This is a genomic window from Saccharopolyspora sp. NPDC000359 (genome assembly GCF_040300525.1).
Lineage (GTDB): Bacteria > Actinomycetota > Actinomycetes > Mycobacteriales > Pseudonocardiaceae > Saccharopolyspora.
In genome coordinates this window covers 21,323-40,918 of record NZ_JBEPDU010000007.1, presented here as the reverse complement: position 1 = coordinate 40,918, position 19,596 = coordinate 21,323, and the positions used below count along the sequence as shown (strand labels likewise).

The window sequence follows — 19,596 nt, the reverse complement described above, 5'->3', positions numbered from 1 at the left end:
GTTGAAGTGGCGTTCCGACCGATCCGGCGATTCGGCGATCCGATCCTGCGGATGGCCGCAGAGCCGGTCACCCAGTTCGACCAGCGGCTGCGCACCATCGTCGCGGACCTGCTGGACACCGTCGACGCCCCCGGCCACGCCGGGGTGGCCGCACCGCAGATCGGGGTCGGGGTGCGGGCCTTCAGCTACAACGTGGACGGCGAGATCGGCTACGTGATCAACCCCGAGGTCGTCGAGCTGTCGCGGAAGACCCAGGACGGCGGGGAGGCGTGCCTGTCGCTGCCCGGGCTCGGGTTCGACACCCGCCGCGCCCAGCACGCGGTGGTGCGCGGGGTCGACGTGGACAACGAGCCGGTGACCGTGTCGGGCAGCGGTCTGATGGCGCGCTGCCTCCAGCACGAGACCGACCACCTCGACGGCATGGTCTACATCCAGCGCCTCGACCCGGAGACCCGCCGCGAGGCCTACCGGCAGGTCCGCGACCAGGACTGGTTCTGGCAGCAGTAGGTCAGGCGGTGGCGGGTTGGGTCCGGGTGGCGCCGGTGACCGCCCAGCGGCCGGAGCGGGCTCGCAGCAGCAGCGTCACCAGGCGCAGGACCATGAACATCGACAGGCCCGTCCAGATGCCCGCCAGCCCCCAGCCGAACGCCAGCGACAGCCAGATCAGCGGCAGGTAGCCGACGAACGCGCTCAGCAGCGTCGCGGTGCGCAGGTAGGCGGCGTCCCCGGCGCCGAGGAACACGCCGTCCAGCGCGAACACCACACCGGCCACCGGCTGCAGGAGCACGAAGAACCACCAGGCGTGCGGGATCTCCGCCAGCACCGCGGCGTCGGAGGTGAACACCGCGGGCAGCGGGACGGCGAGCGCGGCGAACAGGACGCCGAGCACGACCCCGAACGCCAAGCCGTACCAGGTGACCTGGCGGGCGATGCCCTTGGCTCGCGACGCCGAGCCCGCACCCAACGCCGCCCCGACCAGCGACTGCGCGGCGATCGCCAGCGAGTCCAGCACCAGCGACAGGAACGTCCAGAGCTGCCAGACCACCTGGTGCGCCGCCGCGGCTTCGGCGCCGGTCCGGGCCGCCACCGAGGTCGCGGACAAGAAGCACACCTGGAAGGCGAGCGTGCGCAGCACCAGGTCGCGGCCGAGGCCGAGCTGAGCGCGCATCACCGGCAGCTCCGGCTTCAGCGGCGCCCGCTCCACGACGAGTGCGCGGATGAACAGCGAGGCCGCGATGGTCTGGCCGACCAGGTTGGCGATCGCCGACCCCTCCAGGCCCCAGCCGAGCGGGTAGACGAACAGCGGGCACAGCACCGCCGACACACCGTTGCCGACCAGCACGTACCGCAGCGGGCGGGCGGTGTCCTGCACGCCGCGCATCCAGCCGTTCCCGGCCATCGTGATCAGCACGAGCGGAGCGCCGCAGAGCGCGATGCGCAGCCAGGTCGCGGCCGCGTCGGCGACCGGCCCCGGCCCGGCGAGCAGCTCGGCCACCGGCGCTGCCACCAGCTGGGCCAGCAGCGAGAGAACGATGCCTACGGCGACGCCCAGCCAGGTGGCCTGGACGCCCTCGGCCACGGCCTCCTTGCGGCGGCCAGCACCGTGCAGCCGCGCGGTGCGGGCCGTGGTGCCGTAGGTCAGGAAGGTCAGCTGGCTGGAGATCAGCGTGAACAGCGTGCCGCCCAGCGCGAGACCGGCCAGCGGGACCGCCCCGAGGTGCCCGACCACCGCGGTGTCGACGAGCACGTACAGCGGTTCGGCGGCGAGCACGCCCAGCGCTGGGACTGCGAGCGCGAACACCTTCCGCGGCGCGATGCGCTCCCCCGGTTCGGACACACTTCCTCCAGCTCAGTGCCTACTCGGATCGGTCGGGGTCGCGCCGCCCCCGCGCGCGGGCCCCGCGTTCTCGCGGAAACGCCGCCCGGACCGCGCGAGCTAAGCTGCGAACGCGGGTTGCACCCCTGACACCCCAGGCTACGGTAAGGACCGCCGATGGACAACGCTGATTACGCTGCCGTGGCGCTCCGGATCGCCAACGCCGATCTGAGCGACCTCGACGCGGTTCGCGCCGCCCTCCACGACGAACCGTGGTGGGCCGACCGCCTCGCCGAACCGGACCTCCCGGTGCTGCGCGCGGTCGCCGACGGCCTGCGCCGAGCACTGGACGCCCTGGTCGCCGACGACGGCGACACCGTGCTCGCGGAGATCAACGAGCTGCTCGCCGCGCACCCACCCCGCCCGCGGCTGTCCGGCCACGGCGGCCGCAACGGCAACCCGAACTGGCACGTGCACGTCGCAGGCCCGGACGCCCCAGCCGTCGACGAGGTCGCAGCGGCCGCGGCCTGGGGCCTGGCGCAGGGCGTGGTCCAGCACGGCACAACCCGCTGGGGCCGCTGCGGAGCCGACGGCTGCGAAACCTACTTCCTGGACACCTCAACAAACCAGGCCAAGCGCTTCTGCTCCCCTCGCTGCGCGAACCGGATGCACGTAGCAGCCTTCAGAGCCCGCCGCCGCACCTGACCCCCACGGTCTCTCCCAACTCCGAGGTGCCACGGAGACAGGCGGTCCACGACAAGCCCTCCAGCCAGGACCTCACGAGGGGAGCCCGCAACTTCCCACGAGGTGATCGCACCGGAACCTCCCAGGCGATTCACCCGGCGGTACAGTTTCAACTGAAACTGTGAATCAAGCAAGCGGCGAAGCTGCTTCCAGCGGTCCCCGGTGCCGATCGCGGGCCCGCCGTGGTGGTCGCGCCGCCTGCCCTCGGTGGCCGCGGTGGCGGAAGTCAGACGGGCGATTGACCACCCATCAGGAGCTCCGTGCCGGGACCTCGCGAGGTGGAGAGCGGGCCCAGGCGTGCGAATTCCACTGAACTTGCGTTGCGCCGGGGACGGCCGGTCCGGGGAGAGGACACGACGGAGCGGTGGAGACCTGGGTGTGGTGGGTCAGTTGAGGAGGGGGGATTCTTCGAGGGCTTTGCGGATCTCATCGAGGATGTCCTCCGGGTTGCCCTGGGCGGTGAAACCCGAGGCCAGTCGGTGGCCGCCGCCGCCGCAGACCGCCGCCGCGTGGCCGACGTCCAAGCGGCTGTCCGCGCGCAGCGACACCGACCAGCTCTGCGGCGCCATCTCCTTCAGCACCGCCGTCACCTCGGCCTCGCTGGTCGTGCGCAGCACGTCGATGACGCTGTCGAGCTCCTCGCTGCGCAGGCCGTCGGAATCGGCCAGCCGGACCGTGGCGTGCACGAACCCGAGCCCGCGCGCGGCGGACGGCTCCAGCTCCGCAGCGCCGAGCACCCCGGCCAGCATGCCCATCCACCCGAACGGGTGGGTGTCGAGGAGTGGGCGCGTGGTGGCCTCGGGGTCGACGCCCGCTTCCAGCAGGCGGGCCGCCACCCGGTGCGTCCGCGCGCTGGCGTGCCGGAAGGAGCGGGTGTCGGTGACCAGCCCCGCGTACAGGCACCGCGCGGTCGGCAGGTCCAGCTCCGCGCCCAGCTCGTCGAGCAGCCGCAAGATGATCATCACGGTCGCCTCGGCGCGCTCGTCCACCACGTGCAGCGTGCCGTAGCGCGTGTTCGACACGTGGTGGTCGACCACGATCACGTCACCACCGGCCTCGATGGTCCCAGCGACCCGGTCGGCCAACCGCCCGAGCCGCTGCAGGCTGCCGGTGTCGCACACCACCAGGGTCGGCGGCGCGGCGGGCACCTCGTCGACCGGAACCACCAGGCCGTCGCCGTCGAGATCGCGCAGCGAGGCCGGGGGCTGGTCCGGCGTGCCGAACGACACGCGCGTGGTGCACCCCCGCCGGCGCAGCGCACGCCCCAGGGCGAGCGCGCTGCCGAGCGCGTCAGCGTCCGGGTTGACGTGCGCGAACAGCGTCACGTCCGTGGCGTCGGCCAGCTTGCGCGCGGCCTCCACCACGGCGGACGCGACCGGATCCGCACCGGTTGCGGACCGGTCGCCCAGCCCATCGGGTTCGGGTTGCCCGCGCACAGGTTCACCTCCACGGCATGGGCGACCACTCCGGCCGCCCGTGCCCAACGCACCTGATGCCGCGCTGCGACTCAACCACTCTGTGGCCCACGCCGCACATCGGCGTCGGAAAACGACTCCGGTTCCGCACCGTCGGTGTCGGCCTCGTCATCGTCGGTGCTGGTCCGGTACGGGTCGGCGTCCCCGGCGGGCTCCGCGCCGGAGGCCAGTCGGGCCACCTCCGCGTCGGCCTCCTTGGCCTTGGCGAGCAACTCCTCCATCCGCCGGGCGTTGTCCGGCACGGTGTCGGCCACGAACGTCAGCGTGGGGGTGAACCGCACGCCGGTCTGCTGGCCGACGCGGGAGCGCAGCACCCCGGTCGCGCTGGCCAGCGCGGCCGCGGTCGAGGCGTAGTCCGCGTCGTCGCCGAAGACCGTGTAGTACACGGTGGCGTCCCGCAGGTCGGGAGTGACCCTCGCGTCGGTGATGGTCACCATCGCCAGCCGCGGGTCCTTCACCTCGTATTCCAGCCCGGACGCGACGATCTGGGCGATCCGCTTGGCGAGCCTGCGGGCGCGCGGCGCATCAGCCACGGCGCACCTCCTTCGGGAAAGTTCGATTCAGTTCTGCGGCGGCGCTGTCCCAGGGACCCGGCGGACGCTCAGTCCTCGGGGCCGAGCATGCGCTGCCGCGCCGAGAGCAGTTCCAGCTCGGGGCGCGCGGCGACCTGCCGCTCGCAGGCGTCCAGCACTTCGCGCACGTGCGCGGCATCGCCGGACACCGCCGCGACGCCGATCAGCGCGCGGCGGTGGAGGTCCTGGTTGCCCGCCTCGGAGACGGCAACCTCGAAGCGCCGCCGCAGCTCGGCCACCACGGGCCGCACCACGGCGCGCTTCTGCTTCAGCGAGTGGACGTCACCGAGCAGCACGTCCAGCTCGAGCACACCGACATACATGGTTCACCACCGCGAACGCAGGGGGCCGCCGGTCGACGACCCCCTGCGCGTTGCGACTCAGTCGCGCGGCTTCTCGCGCATCTCGTACGGCTCGATGATGTCGCCGACCTTGATGTCGCTGTAGGACCCCAGGGTCAGACCGCACTCGAAGCCCTCGCGGACCTCGGTGGCGTCGTCCTTGAACCGCTTCAGCGAGTTGACGCTGAGGTTCTCGGCGACCACCACGCTGTCCCGCAGCAGGCGTGCCTTGGCGTTGCGCTTGATGATGCCCTCGGTGACCATGCAACCGGCGATGGTGCCGACCTTGGAGGACTTGAAGACCTCGCGGACCTCGGCCTTGCCCAGCTCGACCTCTTCGAACTCGGGCTTGAGCATGCCCTTGAGCGCCTGCTCGATGTCCTCGATGGCCCGGTAGATCACCGAGTAGTACCGGATCTCCACGCCTTCGCGGTTGGCGACCTCGGCCGCCTTGCCCTCGGCCCGGACGTTGAAGCCCAGGACGATGGTGTTCTCCGCGGTGGCGAGGTTGATGTCGGACTCGTTGATGCCACCGACGCCGCGGTGGATGACCCGCAGCTCGACCTCGTCGCCGACCTCGATCTTCATCAGGGATTCCTCGAGCGCCTCGACGGTACCCGAGTTGTCGCCCTTGATGATCAGGTTCAGCTGGTTGGTCTCCTTGAGCACCTTGTCCAGGTCCTCGAGGCTGACCCGCTTGCGCTTGGCCGCGTTCTGCGCCTCCCGGATGCGAGCCCCGCGGCGGTCGGCGATCTGCCGCGCCACCCGGTCCTCGTCGACCACCAGGAAGGTGTCACCCGCGCCCGGCACCGACGTGAAGCCGATGACCTGCACCGGCCGCGACGGCAGCGCCTCGGGCACGTCCTCGTCGTTCTCGTTGATCATCCGGCGGACGCGGCCGTAGGCGTCCCCGGCGACCACCGAGTCGCCGACGCGGAGCGTGCCGCGCTGCACCAGCACCGTGGCCACCGGGCCGCGACCGCGGTCCAGGTGCGCCTCGATGGCCACGCCCTGCGCGGACATCTTCGGGTTGGCCCGCAGGTCCAGCGTGGCGTCCGCGGTGAGCAGGATCGCCTCGAGCAGACTCTCGATGTTGGTGCCCTGCTTCGCCGAGATGTCGACGAACATGGTCTCGCCGCCGTACTCCTCGGCGACCAGGTTGTACTCGGTCAGCTGCTGGCGGATCTTGTCCGGGTTGGCACCCTCGACGTCGATCTTGTTGACCGCGACCACGATCGGCACCCCGGCCGCCTGGGCGTGGTTGATCGCCTCCACCGTCTGCGGCATGACGCCGTCGTCCGCGGCCACCACCAGCACGGCGATGTCCGTGGACTTGGCACCGCGAGCACGCATGGCGGTGAACGCCTCGTGACCCGGGGTGTCGATGAAGGTGATCGGGCGCTCGTTGCCCTCCAGCTCGGTGACGACCTGGTAGGCGCCGATGTGCTGGGTGATGCCACCCGCCTCGCCGGCCTGCACGTTCGACTTCCGGATGGTGTCCAGCAGTCGGGTCTTGCCGTGGTCGACGTGACCCATCACGGTCACCACCGGCGGCCGGGCCGCCAGCTCCTCGTCGGAGCTGCCCGGGTCGCCGTAGCTGATGTCGAAGGACTCCAGCAGCTCCCGGTCCTCGTCCTCCGGCGAGACCATCTCGACCTTGTAGTTCATCTCCTGGCCGAGGAGCTCCAGCACCTCGTCGGAGACCGACTGGGTCGCGGTGACCATCTCGCCGAGGTGGAACATCGCCTGCACCAGCGAGGCCGGGTTGGCGTTGATCTTCTCGGCGAAGTCGGTCAGCGAAGCACCGCGGCGCAGGCGAACGGTCTCGCCGCCACCGCGCGGGAGGCGGACGCCGCCGACCGACGGCGCCTGCATGTTCTCCATGTACTCCTGGCGCTTCTGCCGCTTCGACTTGCGGCCGCGCTTGGCCGGCCCACCGGGACGACCGAACGCACCGGCCGCACCGCCGCGGCCACCGGGACCACCCGGACGGCCACCGCCGCCGGGACGACCGCGGAAGCCACCACCGGCCGGAGCACCGCCGGGCGCACCGCCGCCGCCACCGCGGAAGCCGCCGCCACCGCCGGGACGGCCACCGCCGCCCGGACGACCACCGCCACCACCGGGGCCACCTCGGCCGCCGCCACCGCGGCCACCGCCGGGACCGCCACCGGAGCGGGGCGGACGGGGCGGCATCATGCCGGGGTTCGGGCGCGGGGGCATCATGCCCGGGTTCGGGCGCGGACCGCCCTCACCACGCGGGGCGCCGCCACCGGCCGGTGCGGTACCGGCACCCTGGCCGCCGCCCTGCCGCCGGTCGCCACCCGGACGACCGGGGCCGCCCTGGCCGCCACCCTGCCGGGAACCGGACCCCGGACGCGGCGGGCGCTGCTGCGGTGCACCGCTGCCCACGCCGAACGGGTTGTTGCCGACGCGCGGCTGGCGCGGGCCGGGCTTGGGCGCCTTCGGGCGCGGCGGGACGACGCCGTCCGCGTCGCCACCGGACTTGGGGCCCGGCTTCGGACCCGGCTTGGGCGCCTGCTTCGGCTCGGCCTTCGCGGCCGGGGCCGGAGCCGGAGCCGCGGGCTTGGCCTGCGGTTCGGGCTCGGGCTTGGCCTGCGGTTCGGGCTGCCGGGGACCGGGCTTCGGACCGGGCTTGGGGCCCGGCTTGGGGCGCTCCGCGGCGGGAGCCTCGGGCCGCGGGCCGGGCTTGGGGCCCGGCTTCGGCGCGGCCGAGTCCGGGCGCGCCGACTTGGGCTCGGCCGGAGCGGGCTTGCCGCCGTCGCTCTTCTTGGACGACTTGTTGAGCGCGTCACGCAGCCTGCGCGCCACCGGGGCTTCCACGGTGGACGACGCGGACTTGACGTACTCGCCCTGCTCGGCGAGCTTGTTCAGAACTTCCTTGCTGGTAACACCGAGCTCTTTCGCGAGCTCATGTACGCGGGCCTTGCCTGCCACTGCTCTCCTCATCTGGGTGAGGCCGGGCGGCAGTCCCGCTCGACCTCGTCCTATCGCCGATGCGCGTTCATGGCTTCAGCTTCACGGCTGATTCATGACGGGTCGACCTGCTTTCCTTCAGCTGCCTGGCGCGGGACGGGTCCCGCGTCGGTCCTGTCGTGAGCTGCGTGCTGCGGTTGCCCGGCACCGACGTGCTCGTGCACGGCTGAGGTGTCGAGTGCTCCCCGCACGCGGAGTGCGCGCGGAAACGCCCGGCGCCGCTCGGCCAGACGCAGGCATGCCGGATCGGGGTGCACCCAGGCGCCCCGGCCCGGCCGCCGACGTCGCGGATCGGGAACGACGACGGGGACCCCGTCGCCCTCGGCGACCACGCGCAGCAGCTCAGCTGGCGACGTGCGGGTGCGACATCCCACGCAAGTACGCACCGGCCCACGGCTCTCGCCGTGCTCGCCGGACACACGTGTGCGGATTGTTGCTCCCCTCGCGTCAGCCTGCCTTCAATTCTAACCCGACGACGTCACTCGGCCGAACCCGCGGTCTGCACACCGTCCACCGCGGGGTCCAGATCCGCCGGGTGCGCTGGGGCTGCGCTCGTGGTGGGGTCCGCGTCACTGCGGATGTCGATGCGCCATCCGGTGAGCCGGGCCGCCAGCCGGGCGTTCTGCCCCTCCTTGCCGATCGCCAGCGAGAGCTGGAAGTCCGGCACGACCACCCGCGCGGTCTTGGTGCGCTCGTCGACGACCTCCACCGAGACCACCTTGGCCGGCGACAGCGCGTTGCCGACGAAGGTCGCCGGGTCGTCCGAGTAGTCGATGATGTCGATCTTCTCGCCGCCCAGCTCGCTCATCACGTTGCGCACCCGCGAGCCCATTGGGCCGATGCAGGCGCCCTTGGCGTTGACGCCGGGGACGGTCGAACGCACCGCGATCTTGGAGCGGTGTCCGGCCTCGCGGGCCACCGCCGGGATCTCCACGGTGCCGTCGGCGATCTCCGGGACCTCCAGCGCGAACAACCGCCGCACCAGGTTCGGGTGCGTCCGGGACAGCGAGATCTGCGGGCCGCGCGCGCTGCGCGAGACGCCGTAGACGTAGCACTTGATGCGGGTGCCGTGCTCGTAGCTCTCACCGGGCACCTGCTCGGCGGCCGGGATCACGCCCTCGCTGTCGCCGACCTGCACGATCACCATGCCGCGCGAGTTCGCCCGCGCGTCGCGCTGGATGACGCCGCCGAGGATCTCCCCCTCCTTGGTGGAGAACTCGCCGAAGGTGCGCTCGTGCTCGGCGTCGCGCAACCGCTGCAGGATGACCTGCCGCGCGGTGGTCGCCGCGATCCGCCCGAAGCCCTCCGGGGTGTCGTCCCATTCCTCCTGCACACTGCCGTCGGCGGCCAAGGTGTGCGCGATGACCCGCACGACGCCGGTCTTGCGGTCCACCTCCACCCGGGCGTGCGGCTGGTGCCCCTCGGTGTGGCGGTATGCGGTGAGCAGTGCCGATTCGATCGCTTCCAGGACCGTCTCGAACGGGATGTCCTTGTCGCGTTCGATCGCACGCAGCGCCGCGATGTCGACGTTCACCTCGACTCCTCCGTGTCTTCCCGGTCGTCCCCCTGCTGGGAGGCGCCGCCCGCAGCCCGCTCCAGCTTGACCAAATCCTCCGCCGGTGGCTGCTGGAATTCCACCTCGACCACCGCGCGCTCCACGTCGCGGTAGGCCAGCCGGCGCAGTTCACCGCTCACCAGCACGGTGACACCGTCATCATCGGCTTCCCCGGCGCGGGCCACCAGCTGCTCGCCGTCGGCCAGCCGGATCTTGACCAGGCGGTACCGGGCCCGGCGCCAGTGCCGCGGCCGGGTCAGCGGCCGGTCCACGCCCGGCGAGGTGACCTCGAGCGTGTAGGACCCGGCCAGGACGTGCTCGTGCGCGTCCAGCACCTTCGAGACCTCGCGGCTGATGCCGGAGATGTCGTCGAGCCCGACCCCGTCGTCGGAGTCGATGACGACCTTGACGAGGCGACGGCGGCCTGCCTGCTGCACGCCGAGTTCCTCCAGGTCGAAGCCCATCCGAGACACGGCCTCGGCCACGACGGGCTCCAGCTGCGCGGTGATCTCACCACGCGGCGGGCTGGACACGTTGGCACTCCCAAAGTTCGTTCGCGGTCTGCGTAGACCTGGCGGAGGCGCGGCACCGGTCGGCGCGCGCGAGGTCGGCGACCAGTGCTGCACGTGCCGGTCGCGGTCGCCCAGGGTATCGCGTCCGTCCGCACCCGAGCGCGCCGTGGGATCCCTACGATCGGCGGATCGTGCCGGGGCCGGGTGGATCAGGGCGGGGCTGGTGCCCGGACGCTGGGCGACCTGGTCGCCTGGCAGGATAGATCGGCGTGGAATCCCCCTCCCGAGCCCGGTCCGCGCTGGGGCGGCGCAGCGTCCTGCGGCTGCTCGCGGCGACCCCGGTCGTCGCCGCGCTGAGCACGGCGTGCAGCACCGCGCCCGACGAGCCCGACGAGCTGCTGGCGCTGGCGAACGCGGCGAAGGCGGACGCGAAGCTGGCCAGGGCGGTGGCGCAGGCGCACGCGGGGCTGGCCGAGGCGGCCAACGAGGTCGCCACCGCGCGCAGCACCCACGCGGACGCCCTGCAGCAGGAGATCGACCGCGTCAACCCGCGCGATCCGGAGGACCCGCCGTCGGTGCCGGAGGCGCCGCCACAGCAGGCGCCGGGGTCGGCCAGCTCGGCGTCGAAGGCGCTGGTCGAGGCGCTGACCGGCGCCCGGGACCAGGCTGCGGCGCTGGTGCCCGCGGTGCAGGACCAGTACCGGGCGGGCCTGGTGGGATCGATCTCGGCGAGCTGCGCGAGCCTGCTGGAGGTGTTGGCGTGACCGATCTCTCGGACGAGTCGGGCAAGGCGCTGCGCAGCGCGCTCGGCGCGGAGCACGCGGCGGTGTGGGTGTACGGACTGGCGACCGCGTACGTCGGCGAGACCCGGGTGCGCCACGCGATCGAGGACGCCGCGGAGCAGCACCGCCGGATCCGGGACGTCGCGGAGGGCGTGATCCGCAGCGCGGGGCAGATCCCGCCAGCTCCGCAGCCCGCGTACGACGTGGGCGCGCGGCTGAGCAACCAGAAGTCCGCGATCGAGCTGCTGATCAAGGCGGAGGCGGACTGCCAGGTCGGCTGGCGCTCGGTGCTGGAGAACACCGACGACCCCGGGCTGCGCGGCACCGCGCTGGACGGCCTGACCACCTCGGCGACCCGCGCCACGCGCTGGCGCCTCACCGTCGGGCAGCAACCGGCCGCGCAGGCCTTCCCCGGTCAGGCGTGAGGTCGTGCGCGGCGATGGTGGTCCTGGCGACCACCGCCGCTCACGAAGGGGGTTGCTGGTCCTGCGGCCAGCCGAGCTTGAGCGCCTCGTTGGAGACGTCGAGCAGGGCCAGGTCGCCCTTGTCCGTCTTCTTGTCGTAGTAGGCCGAGTCGCCGATCACCACGAGGCGGTCCTGCTGGCCGGAGGCGTAGGCCTTGTCCGCGAGCTCGGGCAGGTCCTTGGTGTCGTTGCTGCCGTCGTCGACGAGGTCCCGGATGTTGCCGGTGTTGTCCTCGGTGAGCAGCTGGTCGAGCCGCCGCGCGCTGTCCGCGTCGGGCATCAGCACGGTGACGATCGAGGTCAGCACCCGGGAGCCGTCCGGCAGCGTGGTGTCGTACAGGGCCCGGGTGAGGTGCTCGCACTCCGCGTCCTGGAAGAACTCCTGGATCTTGTGGTCCGAGACGTTCTGGCAGCCGCGGAAGCCCTCCTCGCGGCGGATCGGCTTGAAGTCGTACTTCACCGCGAGCGGCGGGTCCTCCGGCTCGGGCGGGTCGGGCTTGATCGCCAGCCAGATCAGGCCGGACACCACGGAGATGGCGAACAACCCGGCCCCGCGCGCGAGCCAGCCCATCGGCGTGATCCGCCTGCTGGACGGCGGCGGCTCGGGTGCGGGCTGCCGACTGGTCGCCGGGTTGGCCGACTGGCGCACCGGTGGGTTGGGCTGCTGCGGTGGCGGACCCGCCTGCTGGTACGCCTGCGGGTTGGGCTGCGGGTGCGCCGGGGGGTTGGTCCGCGGGTGCGCTGGCCGCGGCGCCTGCTGGTGCGGCGGAGCGAAGACGGGTCGGGTGGTCTGCCCCGGCCCGGGGTCGACCGGTGCCCGATCCGGCTGTATCCGCGAGTTGTCGCGGCGGAGCGGAGCGGTTTCACGCTGCGTGTCAGCTTGTTCACCCGTCATGTCTTCGGGTGCACCTCTTCGGTCGGGCACGGAAACCAACGGTAGCGGTTGTGGATTACGAGACGGACACCCCGGACGTTCCCACCAGCGCACGGACTGCCATTTCGACGTCCGCACGGGTGTTGTACAGGTGGAACGCCAGGCGTGCGCGGCCCGCGCGCACCGCGCAGGAGACCCCGGCCGCGGTGAGCTTGGCCATGGCGTCCGGGACCTGCACCGACACGATCGCGGACCCGGCGGGCGGCAGGTCCAGCCGGGTCAGGAACTCGTCGGCCAGGCCGGTGCAGTGCGCGGCGACCTCCGCCATGTCCAGGCCGGTCAGCCAGTCCAGCGCGGCGGCCGCGCCGACGTGGGCGAACCAGGTCGGCGAGAGGTCGAGCGCGCGGGCGTCACCAGCCAGCCGCAGCGGCAGTCCGTAGGTGGTCTCCCACGGGTCCTCGCCCGCGTACCAGTTGGCGCTACTGGGGCGGATCTCCGGCGCGTCGGGGTGGATCGCGAGCCAGGCCGCACCGCGCGGCGACAGCAGCCACTTGTAGGCCGCGCTGACCACCCAGTCCGCCCAGTCAAGCTGCAGCGGCAACCAGCCGACCGCCTGCGTGGCGTCGAGCAGCACCCGCGTCGAGGTCGTTGCGGCGACCTCCCGCAGCGCCGCCAGGTCGACGACGCGGCCGTCGCTGGACTGCGCCACGCTGACCGCGACCACGTCGTGGTCGGCGGCGTGGTCGGCGATCTCCGCCAGGTCCACCGCGGTCACCTGCACCCCGCGGTCCCGCTGCGCGGCGAACGGGAAGAGCACGCTGGTGAAGTCGCCCTCGGCCACCAGCACCCGCGCGCCGTCCGGCAGGCTCGCCGCGACGAGCCCGACGAGCTGGGAGGCCGTGGTGCCGATCGCCACCCGGTCCGCGGTGGTCCCGATCAGCTGGGCGAAGGCCGCGCGGGCGGTGGCAACGGCGGGTTCGAAGTCCCCGGGCCGGTCCAGCCCGCTGCCCCACCTGCGCACCGACTCGGCGACCGCGCGGGCCGCCGCGGCGGGCGGGATCCCGATGCTGGCGGTGTTGAGGTAGCCGTCCGGGACGTCGAACTCCGCGCCGAAAGCCTCTCGCATCCCCGCATCCTCGCACCGGACCGGCCGGTTCCGGAACTGCCGGACTTCGCTCCCGCCGATACCGCACTACGGTGGGGACCATGCACAGCGAGGAGATCGAGGTACGCACCGGATCGGTGGAGGTCGTCCACGACCTGGGCGCCGAGTGCGAGCGGTTCCTGCGCGCGGTCGGGGCCGAGGACGGTCTGCTCAACGTCTGGGTGCCGCACGCGACCGCCGGGCTGGCGATCATCGAGACCGGGGCGGGCAGCGACGACGACCTGCTCGCGGCGCTGCGCGACCTGCTGCCCAAGGACGACCGCTGGCAGCACCGCCACGGCTCGCGCGGGCACGGCCGGGACCACGTGCTGCCCGCCATCGTCCCGCCGTACGCCTCGATCCCGGTGCTGGGCGGGCAGCTGGCGCTGGGCACCTGGCAGTCGGTGTGCCTGGTGGACACCAACGTGGACAACCCGGTCCGCCGCGTCCGCCTGAGCTTCCTCCCCGGCTGAGCTGGCATCCCGGCGGTTCCGGGGCCAGATCTTGCGCGCAGCGTGCCCGCGCGAGCACGCTGTGCGGTCGTGACGACGACAGTGGGGAGCCGACGCCTCGGCCGGGTGGTGTCGGCGGGCGTGGTCGGGACGACGGTCGAGTTCTACGACTTCTTCCTCTACGGCGCGGCGGCGGCGACCGTGTTCGGCCCCGTCTTCTTCCCGCGCGGTGACGGGCTGCTGGGCGTGCTGCTGGCACTGGTGACCTACGCCGTCGGCTTCGCCGCCCGACCGCTGGGCGGGCTGGTGTTCGGGCACTTCGGCGACCGGGTCGGGCGCAAGCGGCTGCTGGTGATCAGCCTGGTGCTGATGGGTTCGGCGTCGGTGCTGATCGGAGTGCTGCCGGGCTACGACCAGATCGGCATCGCCGCACCGCTGCTGCTGACGGCGCTCAGGCTCGTGCAGGGCTTCGCGCTCGGCGGTGAGTTCGGCGGTGCTGTGCTGCTGGTCGCCGAGCACGGGCCCGCGGCGCGGCGGGGCTTCTGGACCGCGTGGCCGCAGACCGGCGGGCCGCTGGGCAACCTGCTGGCCACGGCCGCGCTCGCGGCGGTGGCCGGGAGCACCACGGCCGGGCAGTACGCGGCCTGGGGTTGGCGGATCCCGTTCCTGGCGTCGATCCTGCTGGTCGTCGTCGGGCTGTGGGTGCGGCTGCGGGTCGCCGAGTCACCGCTGTTCCGGGCGGTCGCCGAGCAGCGCCGCGAGGCGCGGGCGCCGGCGCTGGAGGCGTTGCGGCGGTATCCGCGCGAGGTGTTCGCGGCCTTCGCCGCGCGCGTCGGCGAGAACGCGGCCTTCTACGTGTTCACCATCTTCCTGCTGGTGTACGCGGGCAGCATCGGGTTGCCCACAGCGGTCACGACCGCCGCGGTCACCGTCGGCTCGCTGGTGCAGGCGCTGGCGATGCTGGCCGGGGGTGCGCTGTCGGACCGGTGGGGTCGCCGCCCGGTGGCGATCGGCGCGGCCCTGGCTTGTGCACTGTGGACGGTGGTGTTCTTCCCGCTGGTGGCCAGCCGGGAGTCGGTGCTGGTGTTCCTGGCGGTGGCCGTCGGCCTGCTGCTGCACGGCACGTTGACCGGTGCGCAATCCGCTTTCTACGCCGAGCTCTTCGGGACCTCGGTCCGGTACTCCGGGGTGTCGCTGGGCTACCAGGCGGCGACCGTGCTCGCCGGTGCGGCGGCCCCGCTGGCGGGCACCGCGCTGCTGCGGGCCACCGCGTCACCGGCGCCCGTGGTGGTCATGCTGATCGGCTGCCTGGCGCTGACCGCAGTGGGGATGGCGGTCGTGCCCGAGACCGCCCGCAGCGAGCTGACGTCCTGACGTCACTGCCGGTGACCTGGCACGATGGGCGTCGTGACGCGACTCGTGCTGTGGGACATCGACCTGACGCTCGTCGACGCCCGGGGCTTCGGGCCCCGCTGGTACCGGCAGGCGCTGGCGGCGGTGACGGGCCAGGTGCTGGAGCAGATGCCCGACACCGCCGGGCGCACCGAGCTGGCGATCACCACCGACGTCCTGGAGAACCACGGCGTGCCCGCCGACGACTCCACGATCTCGGCCATGTTCACCGCCCTGACCAGCGCAGTCGCCGAAACCCGGGCCGAGTTGGCCGAGCGCGGCAGCGCCCTGCCCGGGGCCGCCGAGGCGCTGGAGGCGCTGTCCCTGAAACCGGGGTTCGTGCAGACCCTGGTGACCGGGAACCTCGCCGAGGTGGCGTTCCACAAGCTCGAGTCCTTCGACCTGCACCACCACGTCGACTTCGAGATCGGCGGGTTCGGCGCGGGTTCGGTGCACCGCCACGACCTGATCGCCGACTCCGTCACCAAGGCCGCCGACCAGCACGGCACCGAGATCGCGCCCAGCTCGGTCGTGGTCGTCGGCGACACCCCGCACGACGTCGCGGGCGCGCTGCGCTTCGGCGCGGTCGCGGTGGGCGTGGCCACCGGCAGCAGCACCGAAGCCGAGCTCCACGCCGCCGGAGCCCACGCCGTGCTCCCCGACCTGGCCGACACCGGAGCCGTGCTCACCGCCTTGTCCTGACCCCTGCAGCACGAAGCCCCCGGGCAGGACCCGGGGGCTTGGCCACGTGAGCTGCGCTCAGCCGCGCACCGCCTCCACGACGTGCGCGACGGCGGCGTCCACCTCGACCTCCACGCGGTCACCGGAGCGGCGGTCGCGGACCTCGACGACACCCCGGGTCAGGCCCTTGCCCACCACCAGGATCGTCGGCACGCCGAGCAGCTCGGAGTCGGCGAACTTCACGCCCGGCGACACCGTGCGGTCGTCCAGGACCACCTGCACCCCGGCCGCGTCGAGCTCGGCGGCGATCGCCTCCCCGCGCTCCCAGATGCTCTCGTCCTTGCCCGCGATGACCACGTGCACGTCGGCCGGGGCCACCTCGCGCGGCCAGACCAGGCCCTGCTCGTCGTGGCTCTGCTCGGCGATCACGGCGACCAGACGGGACACGCCGACGCCGTAGGAGCCCATGGTGATCCGCTTCGGCTTGCCGTCCTGCCCCAGCGCGTCCAGCCCGAACGCGTCGGCGTACTTGCGGCCCAGCTGGAAGATGTGGCCGATCTCGATGCCGCGCGCGGCGACCAGGGTGCCCTTGCCGTCCGGCGACGGGTCGCCCTCGCGGACCTCGGCCGCCTCGATGGTGCCGTCCGGGGTGAAGTCCCGGCCACACACCAGGTCCACCACGTGGTGGTCGGCCTGGTCCGCACCGGTCACCCACGCGGTGCCGGTGACCACCCGCGGGTCGACCAGGTAGCGGACCCCGTTGTCCTGCAGGGCCTTCGGGCCGATGTAGCCCTTGACCAGGAACGGGTTGGCGGCGAAGTCGGACTCCTCCAGCAGCGCCACCTCGGCGGGCTCCAGCGAGGCCTCCAGCCGCTTCATGTCGACCTCGCGGTCGCCGGGCACCCCGATGGCCAGCAACTCCCACTCCTGCGCCCCCGGCTGGCGAGTCTTGACCAGCACGTTCTTCAGGGTGTCGGCCGCGGTGAACTTGCGGTCGGTGTTGGCGTTGAGGAAGTCGACCAGGGTCTCGATGGTCGGCGTGCTGGGCGTGTGGTGCACCGCCGCGGCGGGCTTGCCCTCGATCGGCTCGGCGGGCGGCGCCGGGGTCACCACGGCCTCGACGTTGGCGGCGAAACCGGACTCCGTGCTGCGCACGAAGGTGTCCTCACCGGTCTCGCACTCGGCCAGGAACTCCTCGGAGGCCGAGCCGCCCATCGCGCCGGAGGTGGCCGAGACGATGACGTAGTTCAGCCCGAGCCGGTCGAAGATCCGGGTGTAGGCGTCGCGGTGCAGCTGGTAGGCCGAGGCCAGGCCCTCGTCGTCGAGGTCGAAGGAGTAGGAGTCCTTCATCACGAACTCGCGCCCGCGCAGGATGCCCGCGCGCGGCCGCTCCTCGTCCCGGTACTTGGTCTGGATCTGGTACAGCACGACCGGGTAGTCCTTGTAGGAGCTGTACTCACCCTTGACGGTGAGCGCGAACAGCTCCTCGTGGGTGGGGCCGAGCGCGTACTCGGCGCCCTTGCGGTCCTTCAACCGGAACATCGTCGGGCCGTACTCGGTCCACCGGTTGGTCGCGTCGTAGGGCTCCTTGGGCAGCAGCGCGGGCAGGTGGATCTCCTGGCCCCCGATGGCGTCCATCTCCTGCCGCACGACGTCCTCGATCTTGCGCAGCACCCGCAGGCCCAGCGGCAGCCAGGAGTAGATGCCCGGTGCGATGCGGCGGACGTAGCCGGCGCGGACGAGCAGCTTGTGGCTCGGCACCTCGGCGTCGGCCGGATCCTCGCGCAGGGTACGCAGGAACAACGTCGACATCCTCGTGATCACGGCTACTGGCTCCTCATCCGGGCTGGTTCGTCACGGGCAGGGTAGCGAGTGCCCCCGGGGCCACCACCAGCGGATTACCGGTCGACGGCCGGTGCCGGTGCGCGCCGCTGGCGCGCGGTCGCGGACCCGGATGTCGTCGTGGCGGTGATCGACTGCGCTTCGCGGAGTTCTGGGCGGGCGCGCCGGGTGCCGCGGTCGCCTTCGAGTCCGGCGGTCCGTGGTGCTGGCCGCGAACCGGCCGGGCGGGGTGCGGGTCGGGTGCCCGAGCCCCGCGGCGGGCAGCACCGCGTCCCGAGCGCCGCCGACCGGCAGGCGGAGGTGCGGCGGCCTGTCGAGCTGGGCGAGAACCCGGCCCACGGCCTGTCGTGGACGGTGCTGGCCGCACGTCCCCGGTCGCCTCGATCTCCTGCGGGCTCGTGCTCGACCCGCGGTCCGTCGTGGACGGTGCTGGCCGACGGCGAGTTCTGCGTGGGCACCGAAGGTGACCGCGGGGCTTGCGCTGATCGGCGCATTGTCGCTGGGCCTGTCCTGCGGTTCCCTCGAAGTCAGGTCCACGTCCCCGAGGGGGTCCGATGTCCACTTCGCAGGCCCGCGCTGGGCTCGCCGAGCTCGGTCTCGGCGCCAGGTTGTTCGCGCAGGGAGCGGTGACCTGGTTCTTCGCCAAGCGTGGTGATCCGGTCGCCCGTCTGCTGCACGCGCCGTGGCGGGACAACCCGTACCCGCTCTACCGGGAGCTGCGCGAGCGCGGGCCACTGGTGCGCAGCAAGCTGGGCGCGCTGGTGCTGACGACGCACCAGGTGTGCGACGAGGTGCTGCGCGACCGGCGGTTCGGCATGCGCACCAGCGACGGGTCCTACGGCGACCCGAGCGCGGCCGCCGTCGACCTGCAGCTCTCGCTGCTGGAGCTGGACCCGCCGGACCACTCGCGGCTGCGCAAGCTCGCCGCCCCCGCCTTCCGGCCCCGCCGCCTGGAGTCCTACCGGGAACGCATCGAGCGGATCGCCGACGAGCTGCTGGACCGGGTGGCCGAGCGCGGCGAGTTCGACCTGGTCCGGGACTTCGCCGCGCCGCTGCCGATCCGGGTCATCTGCGAGCTGCTGGGGCTGCCGCCGCTGGACGCCGAGCGGCTGGCGCACCACGGCAAGGTGCTGGCCGGGGCGCTGGACGGGGTCCGCTCGACCCGCCAGCTACGGCAGATGCGCGAGTCGCGCGCCGAGCTCGACGCGATGTTCGAGCGGCTGATCGAGCAGCGCCGGGCCGACCCCGGCGAGGACGTGATCAGCGACCTGGTCGCCGCACTCGACGCGGGCAAGCTCAGCGGCACCGAGCTGGTGCAGCTGTGCGACCTGCTGCTGGTGGCTGGGTTCGAGACGACGGTGAACCTGATTGGCAACGGCACCTCCGCGCTGCTGCGGCACCCGGACCAGTGGGCGCGGCTGCGCGCCGACCCGGACCTGGCACCGGCGGTGGTGGAGGAAGCGCTGCGCTGGGACCCGCCGGTCCAGATGACCATGCGCATCGCGCACGAACCGGTGGAGCTGGCGGGCCGCCAGCTGCCCACGGACACGCCGGTCCTGGCGCTGGTGGCCTCGGCCGGCCGCGACCCGGCGGTGCACCCGGACCCGGACCGCTTCGACCTGGACCGCCCGGACCGAGCCGACCACCTGGCCTTCTCCTCCGGCATCCACTACTGCCTGGGCGCGCCCCTGGCCCGCCTGGAGGCCGAGGTCGCCTTCCGAGCCCTGGCAACCCGCCTCCCCCACCTCCGCCGAGCAGGCGCGGCAACCCACCGCCCCACCTCGATCATCCACGGCCTGTCCGCCCTCCCAGTAACCACCAACCACACCCTCACCCCCACCTGATCCGGGCCACCTCCGGGATCGCAGTTTCAATTGAAACTGCGATCCCGGGTGGGCGGGAGGTGCAGTTTCAATTGAAACTGCGGTTGAGGTTGACCCCAAGGTGCGAAAG

At 72.7% G+C, this 19,596-nt stretch carries 19 protein-coding genes; 8 read left to right on the top strand and 11 right to left on the bottom strand.

Annotated features, from left to right (window positions below; all coding sequences use genetic code 11):
- The first annotated feature begins 6 nt into the window (after window positions 1–6).
- Window positions 7–507 carry a peptide deformylase gene (def, locus tag ABT324_RS07070; protein WP_351172972.1) on the top strand — a complete coding sequence of 167 codons (501 nt, stop codon included), beginning with the start codon at window positions 7–9 and terminating at the stop codon, window positions 505–507.
- Between the two features lies 1 nt (window position 508).
- Here the strand turns inward: def and ABT324_RS07065 are convergent, their stop codons facing one another.
- The gene (locus ABT324_RS07065; RefSeq protein ID WP_351172969.1) at window positions 509–1,837 is read right to left on the bottom strand and encodes an MATE family efflux transporter; all 1,329 of its coding nucleotides are present in this window, start codon (window positions 1,835–1,837) and stop codon (window positions 509–511) included.
- Window positions 1,838–1,993: 156 nt separating this feature from the next.
- Between ABT324_RS07065 and ABT324_RS07060 the strand changes: the two genes are divergently transcribed.
- Window positions 1,994–2,521, top strand: coding sequence for a CGNR zinc finger domain-containing protein (locus ABT324_RS07060; RefSeq protein ID WP_351172966.1), 528 nt, complete (start codon window positions 1,994–1,996; stop codon window positions 2,519–2,521).
- A 425-nt stretch (window positions 2,522–2,946) separates the two neighbouring features.
- Here ABT324_RS07060 and ABT324_RS07055 read toward each other — a convergent pair whose 3' ends face one another.
- From ABT324_RS07055 to rimP, 7 genes are all read right to left on the bottom strand, one after another.
- Window positions 2,947–3,924 carry a DHH family phosphoesterase gene (locus ABT324_RS07055; protein ID WP_351173296.1) on the bottom strand — a complete coding sequence of 326 codons (978 nt, stop codon included), beginning with the start codon at window positions 3,922–3,924 and terminating at the stop codon, window positions 2,947–2,949.
- 143 nt (window positions 3,925–4,067) lie between these two features.
- Window positions 4,068–4,568, bottom strand: a complete 501-nt coding sequence (gene rbfA, locus ABT324_RS07050; RefSeq protein WP_351172963.1) for a 30S ribosome-binding factor RbfA — start codon at window positions 4,566–4,568, stop codon at window positions 4,068–4,070.
- 68 nt (window positions 4,569–4,636) lie between these two features.
- Window positions 4,637–4,930, bottom strand: a complete 294-nt coding sequence (locus tag ABT324_RS07045; RefSeq protein ID WP_351172960.1) for a DUF503 domain-containing protein — start codon at window positions 4,928–4,930, stop codon at window positions 4,637–4,639.
- A gap of 57 nt (window positions 4,931–4,987) precedes the next feature.
- Complete coding sequence (gene infB / locus ABT324_RS07040; RefSeq protein WP_351173293.1) at window positions 4,988–7,906, bottom strand: translation initiation factor IF-2; 2,919 nt, start codon at window positions 7,904–7,906, stop codon at window positions 4,988–4,990.
- Between the two features lie 92 nt (window positions 7,907–7,998).
- Window positions 7,999–8,277 carry a DUF448 domain-containing protein gene (locus ABT324_RS07035; RefSeq protein ID WP_502949708.1) on the bottom strand — a complete coding sequence of 93 codons (279 nt, stop codon included), beginning with the start codon at window positions 8,275–8,277 and terminating at the stop codon, window positions 7,999–8,001.
- Window positions 8,278–8,423: 146 nt separating this feature from the next.
- A complete protein-coding gene (gene nusA, locus ABT324_RS07030) occupies window positions 8,424–9,479 on the bottom strand; it encodes a transcription termination factor NusA (RefSeq protein ID WP_351172954.1) in 1,056 nt (351 codons plus the stop codon).
- Window positions 9,476–10,033 (bottom strand): ribosome maturation factor RimP, encoded by a 558-nt coding sequence (gene rimP / locus ABT324_RS07025; protein WP_351172951.1) that lies wholly within the window; start codon window positions 10,031–10,033, stop codon window positions 9,476–9,478. Before rimP ends, nusA begins: the two co-directional genes overlap by 4 nt.
- Window positions 10,034–10,281: 248 nt before the next feature.
- Here rimP and ABT324_RS07020 point away from each other — a divergent pair, with 248 nt between their 5' ends.
- Both ABT324_RS07020 and ABT324_RS07015 read left to right on the top strand, forming a co-directional pair.
- On the top strand, window positions 10,282–10,776 hold the full coding sequence (locus ABT324_RS07020; RefSeq protein WP_351172948.1) for a hypothetical protein: 495 nt from the start codon (window positions 10,282–10,284) through the stop codon (window positions 10,774–10,776).
- Window positions 10,773–11,219 carry a ferritin-like domain-containing protein gene (locus ABT324_RS07015; protein WP_351172945.1) on the top strand — a complete coding sequence of 149 codons (447 nt, stop codon included), beginning with the start codon at window positions 10,773–10,775 and terminating at the stop codon, window positions 11,217–11,219. The genes ABT324_RS07020 and ABT324_RS07015 overlap by 4 nt, the downstream gene beginning before the upstream one ends.
- A 40-nt stretch (window positions 11,220–11,259) precedes the next feature.
- Here ABT324_RS07015 and ABT324_RS07010 read toward each other — a convergent pair whose 3' ends face one another.
- Together ABT324_RS07010 and ABT324_RS07005 are read right to left on the bottom strand one after the other, a co-directional pair.
- The gene (locus ABT324_RS07010) at window positions 11,260–12,153 is read right to left on the bottom strand and encodes a hypothetical protein (protein WP_351172942.1); all 894 of its coding nucleotides are present in this window, start codon (window positions 12,151–12,153) and stop codon (window positions 11,260–11,262) included.
- Between the two features lie 55 nt (window positions 12,154–12,208).
- Window positions 12,209–13,258: an aminotransferase class V-fold PLP-dependent enzyme gene (locus tag ABT324_RS07005; RefSeq protein WP_351172939.1), complete on the bottom strand. Its 1,050-nt coding sequence runs from the start codon at window positions 13,256–13,258 to the stop codon at window positions 12,209–12,211.
- A gap of 80 nt (window positions 13,259–13,338) precedes the next feature.
- Between ABT324_RS07005 and ABT324_RS07000 the strand changes: the two genes are divergently transcribed.
- The 3 genes from ABT324_RS07000 (at window position 13,339) to ABT324_RS06990 (ending at window position 15,822) form a co-directional block, all read left to right on the top strand.
- A complete protein-coding gene (locus tag ABT324_RS07000; RefSeq protein ID WP_351172936.1) occupies window positions 13,339–13,749 on the top strand; it encodes a YjbQ family protein in 411 nt (136 codons plus the stop codon).
- A 69-nt stretch (window positions 13,750–13,818) separates the two neighbouring features.
- Window positions 13,819–15,102 (top strand): MFS transporter, encoded by a 1,284-nt coding sequence (locus ABT324_RS06995; protein WP_351172933.1) that lies wholly within the window; start codon window positions 13,819–13,821, stop codon window positions 15,100–15,102.
- A gap of 24 nt (window positions 15,103–15,126) precedes the next feature.
- Window positions 15,127–15,822, top strand: coding sequence for an HAD family hydrolase (locus ABT324_RS06990; RefSeq protein ID WP_351172930.1), 696 nt, complete (start codon window positions 15,127–15,129; stop codon window positions 15,820–15,822).
- A 57-nt stretch (window positions 15,823–15,879) separates the two neighbouring features.
- Here ABT324_RS06990 and ABT324_RS06985 read toward each other — a convergent pair whose 3' ends face one another.
- Window positions 15,880–17,625, bottom strand: coding sequence for a proline--tRNA ligase (locus tag ABT324_RS06985; protein ID WP_351172927.1), 1,746 nt, complete (start codon window positions 17,623–17,625; stop codon window positions 15,880–15,882).
- Window positions 17,626–18,197: 572 nt separating this feature from the next.
- On the opposite strand from ABT324_RS06985, the gene ABT324_RS06980 reads away from it, so the two are divergent.
- Window positions 18,198–19,487, top strand: a complete 1,290-nt coding sequence (locus tag ABT324_RS06980; RefSeq protein ID WP_351172924.1) for a cytochrome P450 — start codon at window positions 18,198–18,200, stop codon at window positions 19,485–19,487.
- Window positions 19,488–19,596 lie beyond the last annotated feature (109 nt).

Excerpts from the sequence above, each read along its gene's own strand:
- ABT324_RS07060 (WP_351172966.1), top strand. The coding sequence starts at position 1,994 with ATGGACAACGCTGATTACGCTGCCGTGGCGCTCCGGATCGCCAACGCC.
- ABT324_RS07045 (WP_351172960.1), bottom strand. The coding sequence starts at position 4,930 with ATGTATGTCGGTGTGCTCGAGCTGGACGTGCTGCTCGGTGACGTCCAC.
- ABT324_RS07010 (WP_351172942.1), bottom strand. The coding sequence starts at position 12,153 with ATGACGGGTGAACAAGCTGACACGCAGCGTGAAACCGCTCCGCTCCGC.
- ABT324_RS07005 (WP_351172939.1), bottom strand. The coding sequence starts at position 13,258 with ATGCGAGAGGCTTTCGGCGCGGAGTTCGACGTCCCGGACGGCTACCTC.
- ABT324_RS07000 (WP_351172936.1), top strand. The coding sequence starts at position 13,339 with ATGCACAGCGAGGAGATCGAGGTACGCACCGGATCGGTGGAGGTCGTC.
- ABT324_RS06990 (WP_351172930.1), top strand. The coding sequence starts at position 15,127 with ATGGGCGTCGTGACGCGACTCGTGCTGTGGGACATCGACCTGACGCTC.
- ABT324_RS06980 (WP_351172924.1), top strand. The coding sequence starts at position 18,198 with ATGTCCACTTCGCAGGCCCGCGCTGGGCTCGCCGAGCTCGGTCTCGGC.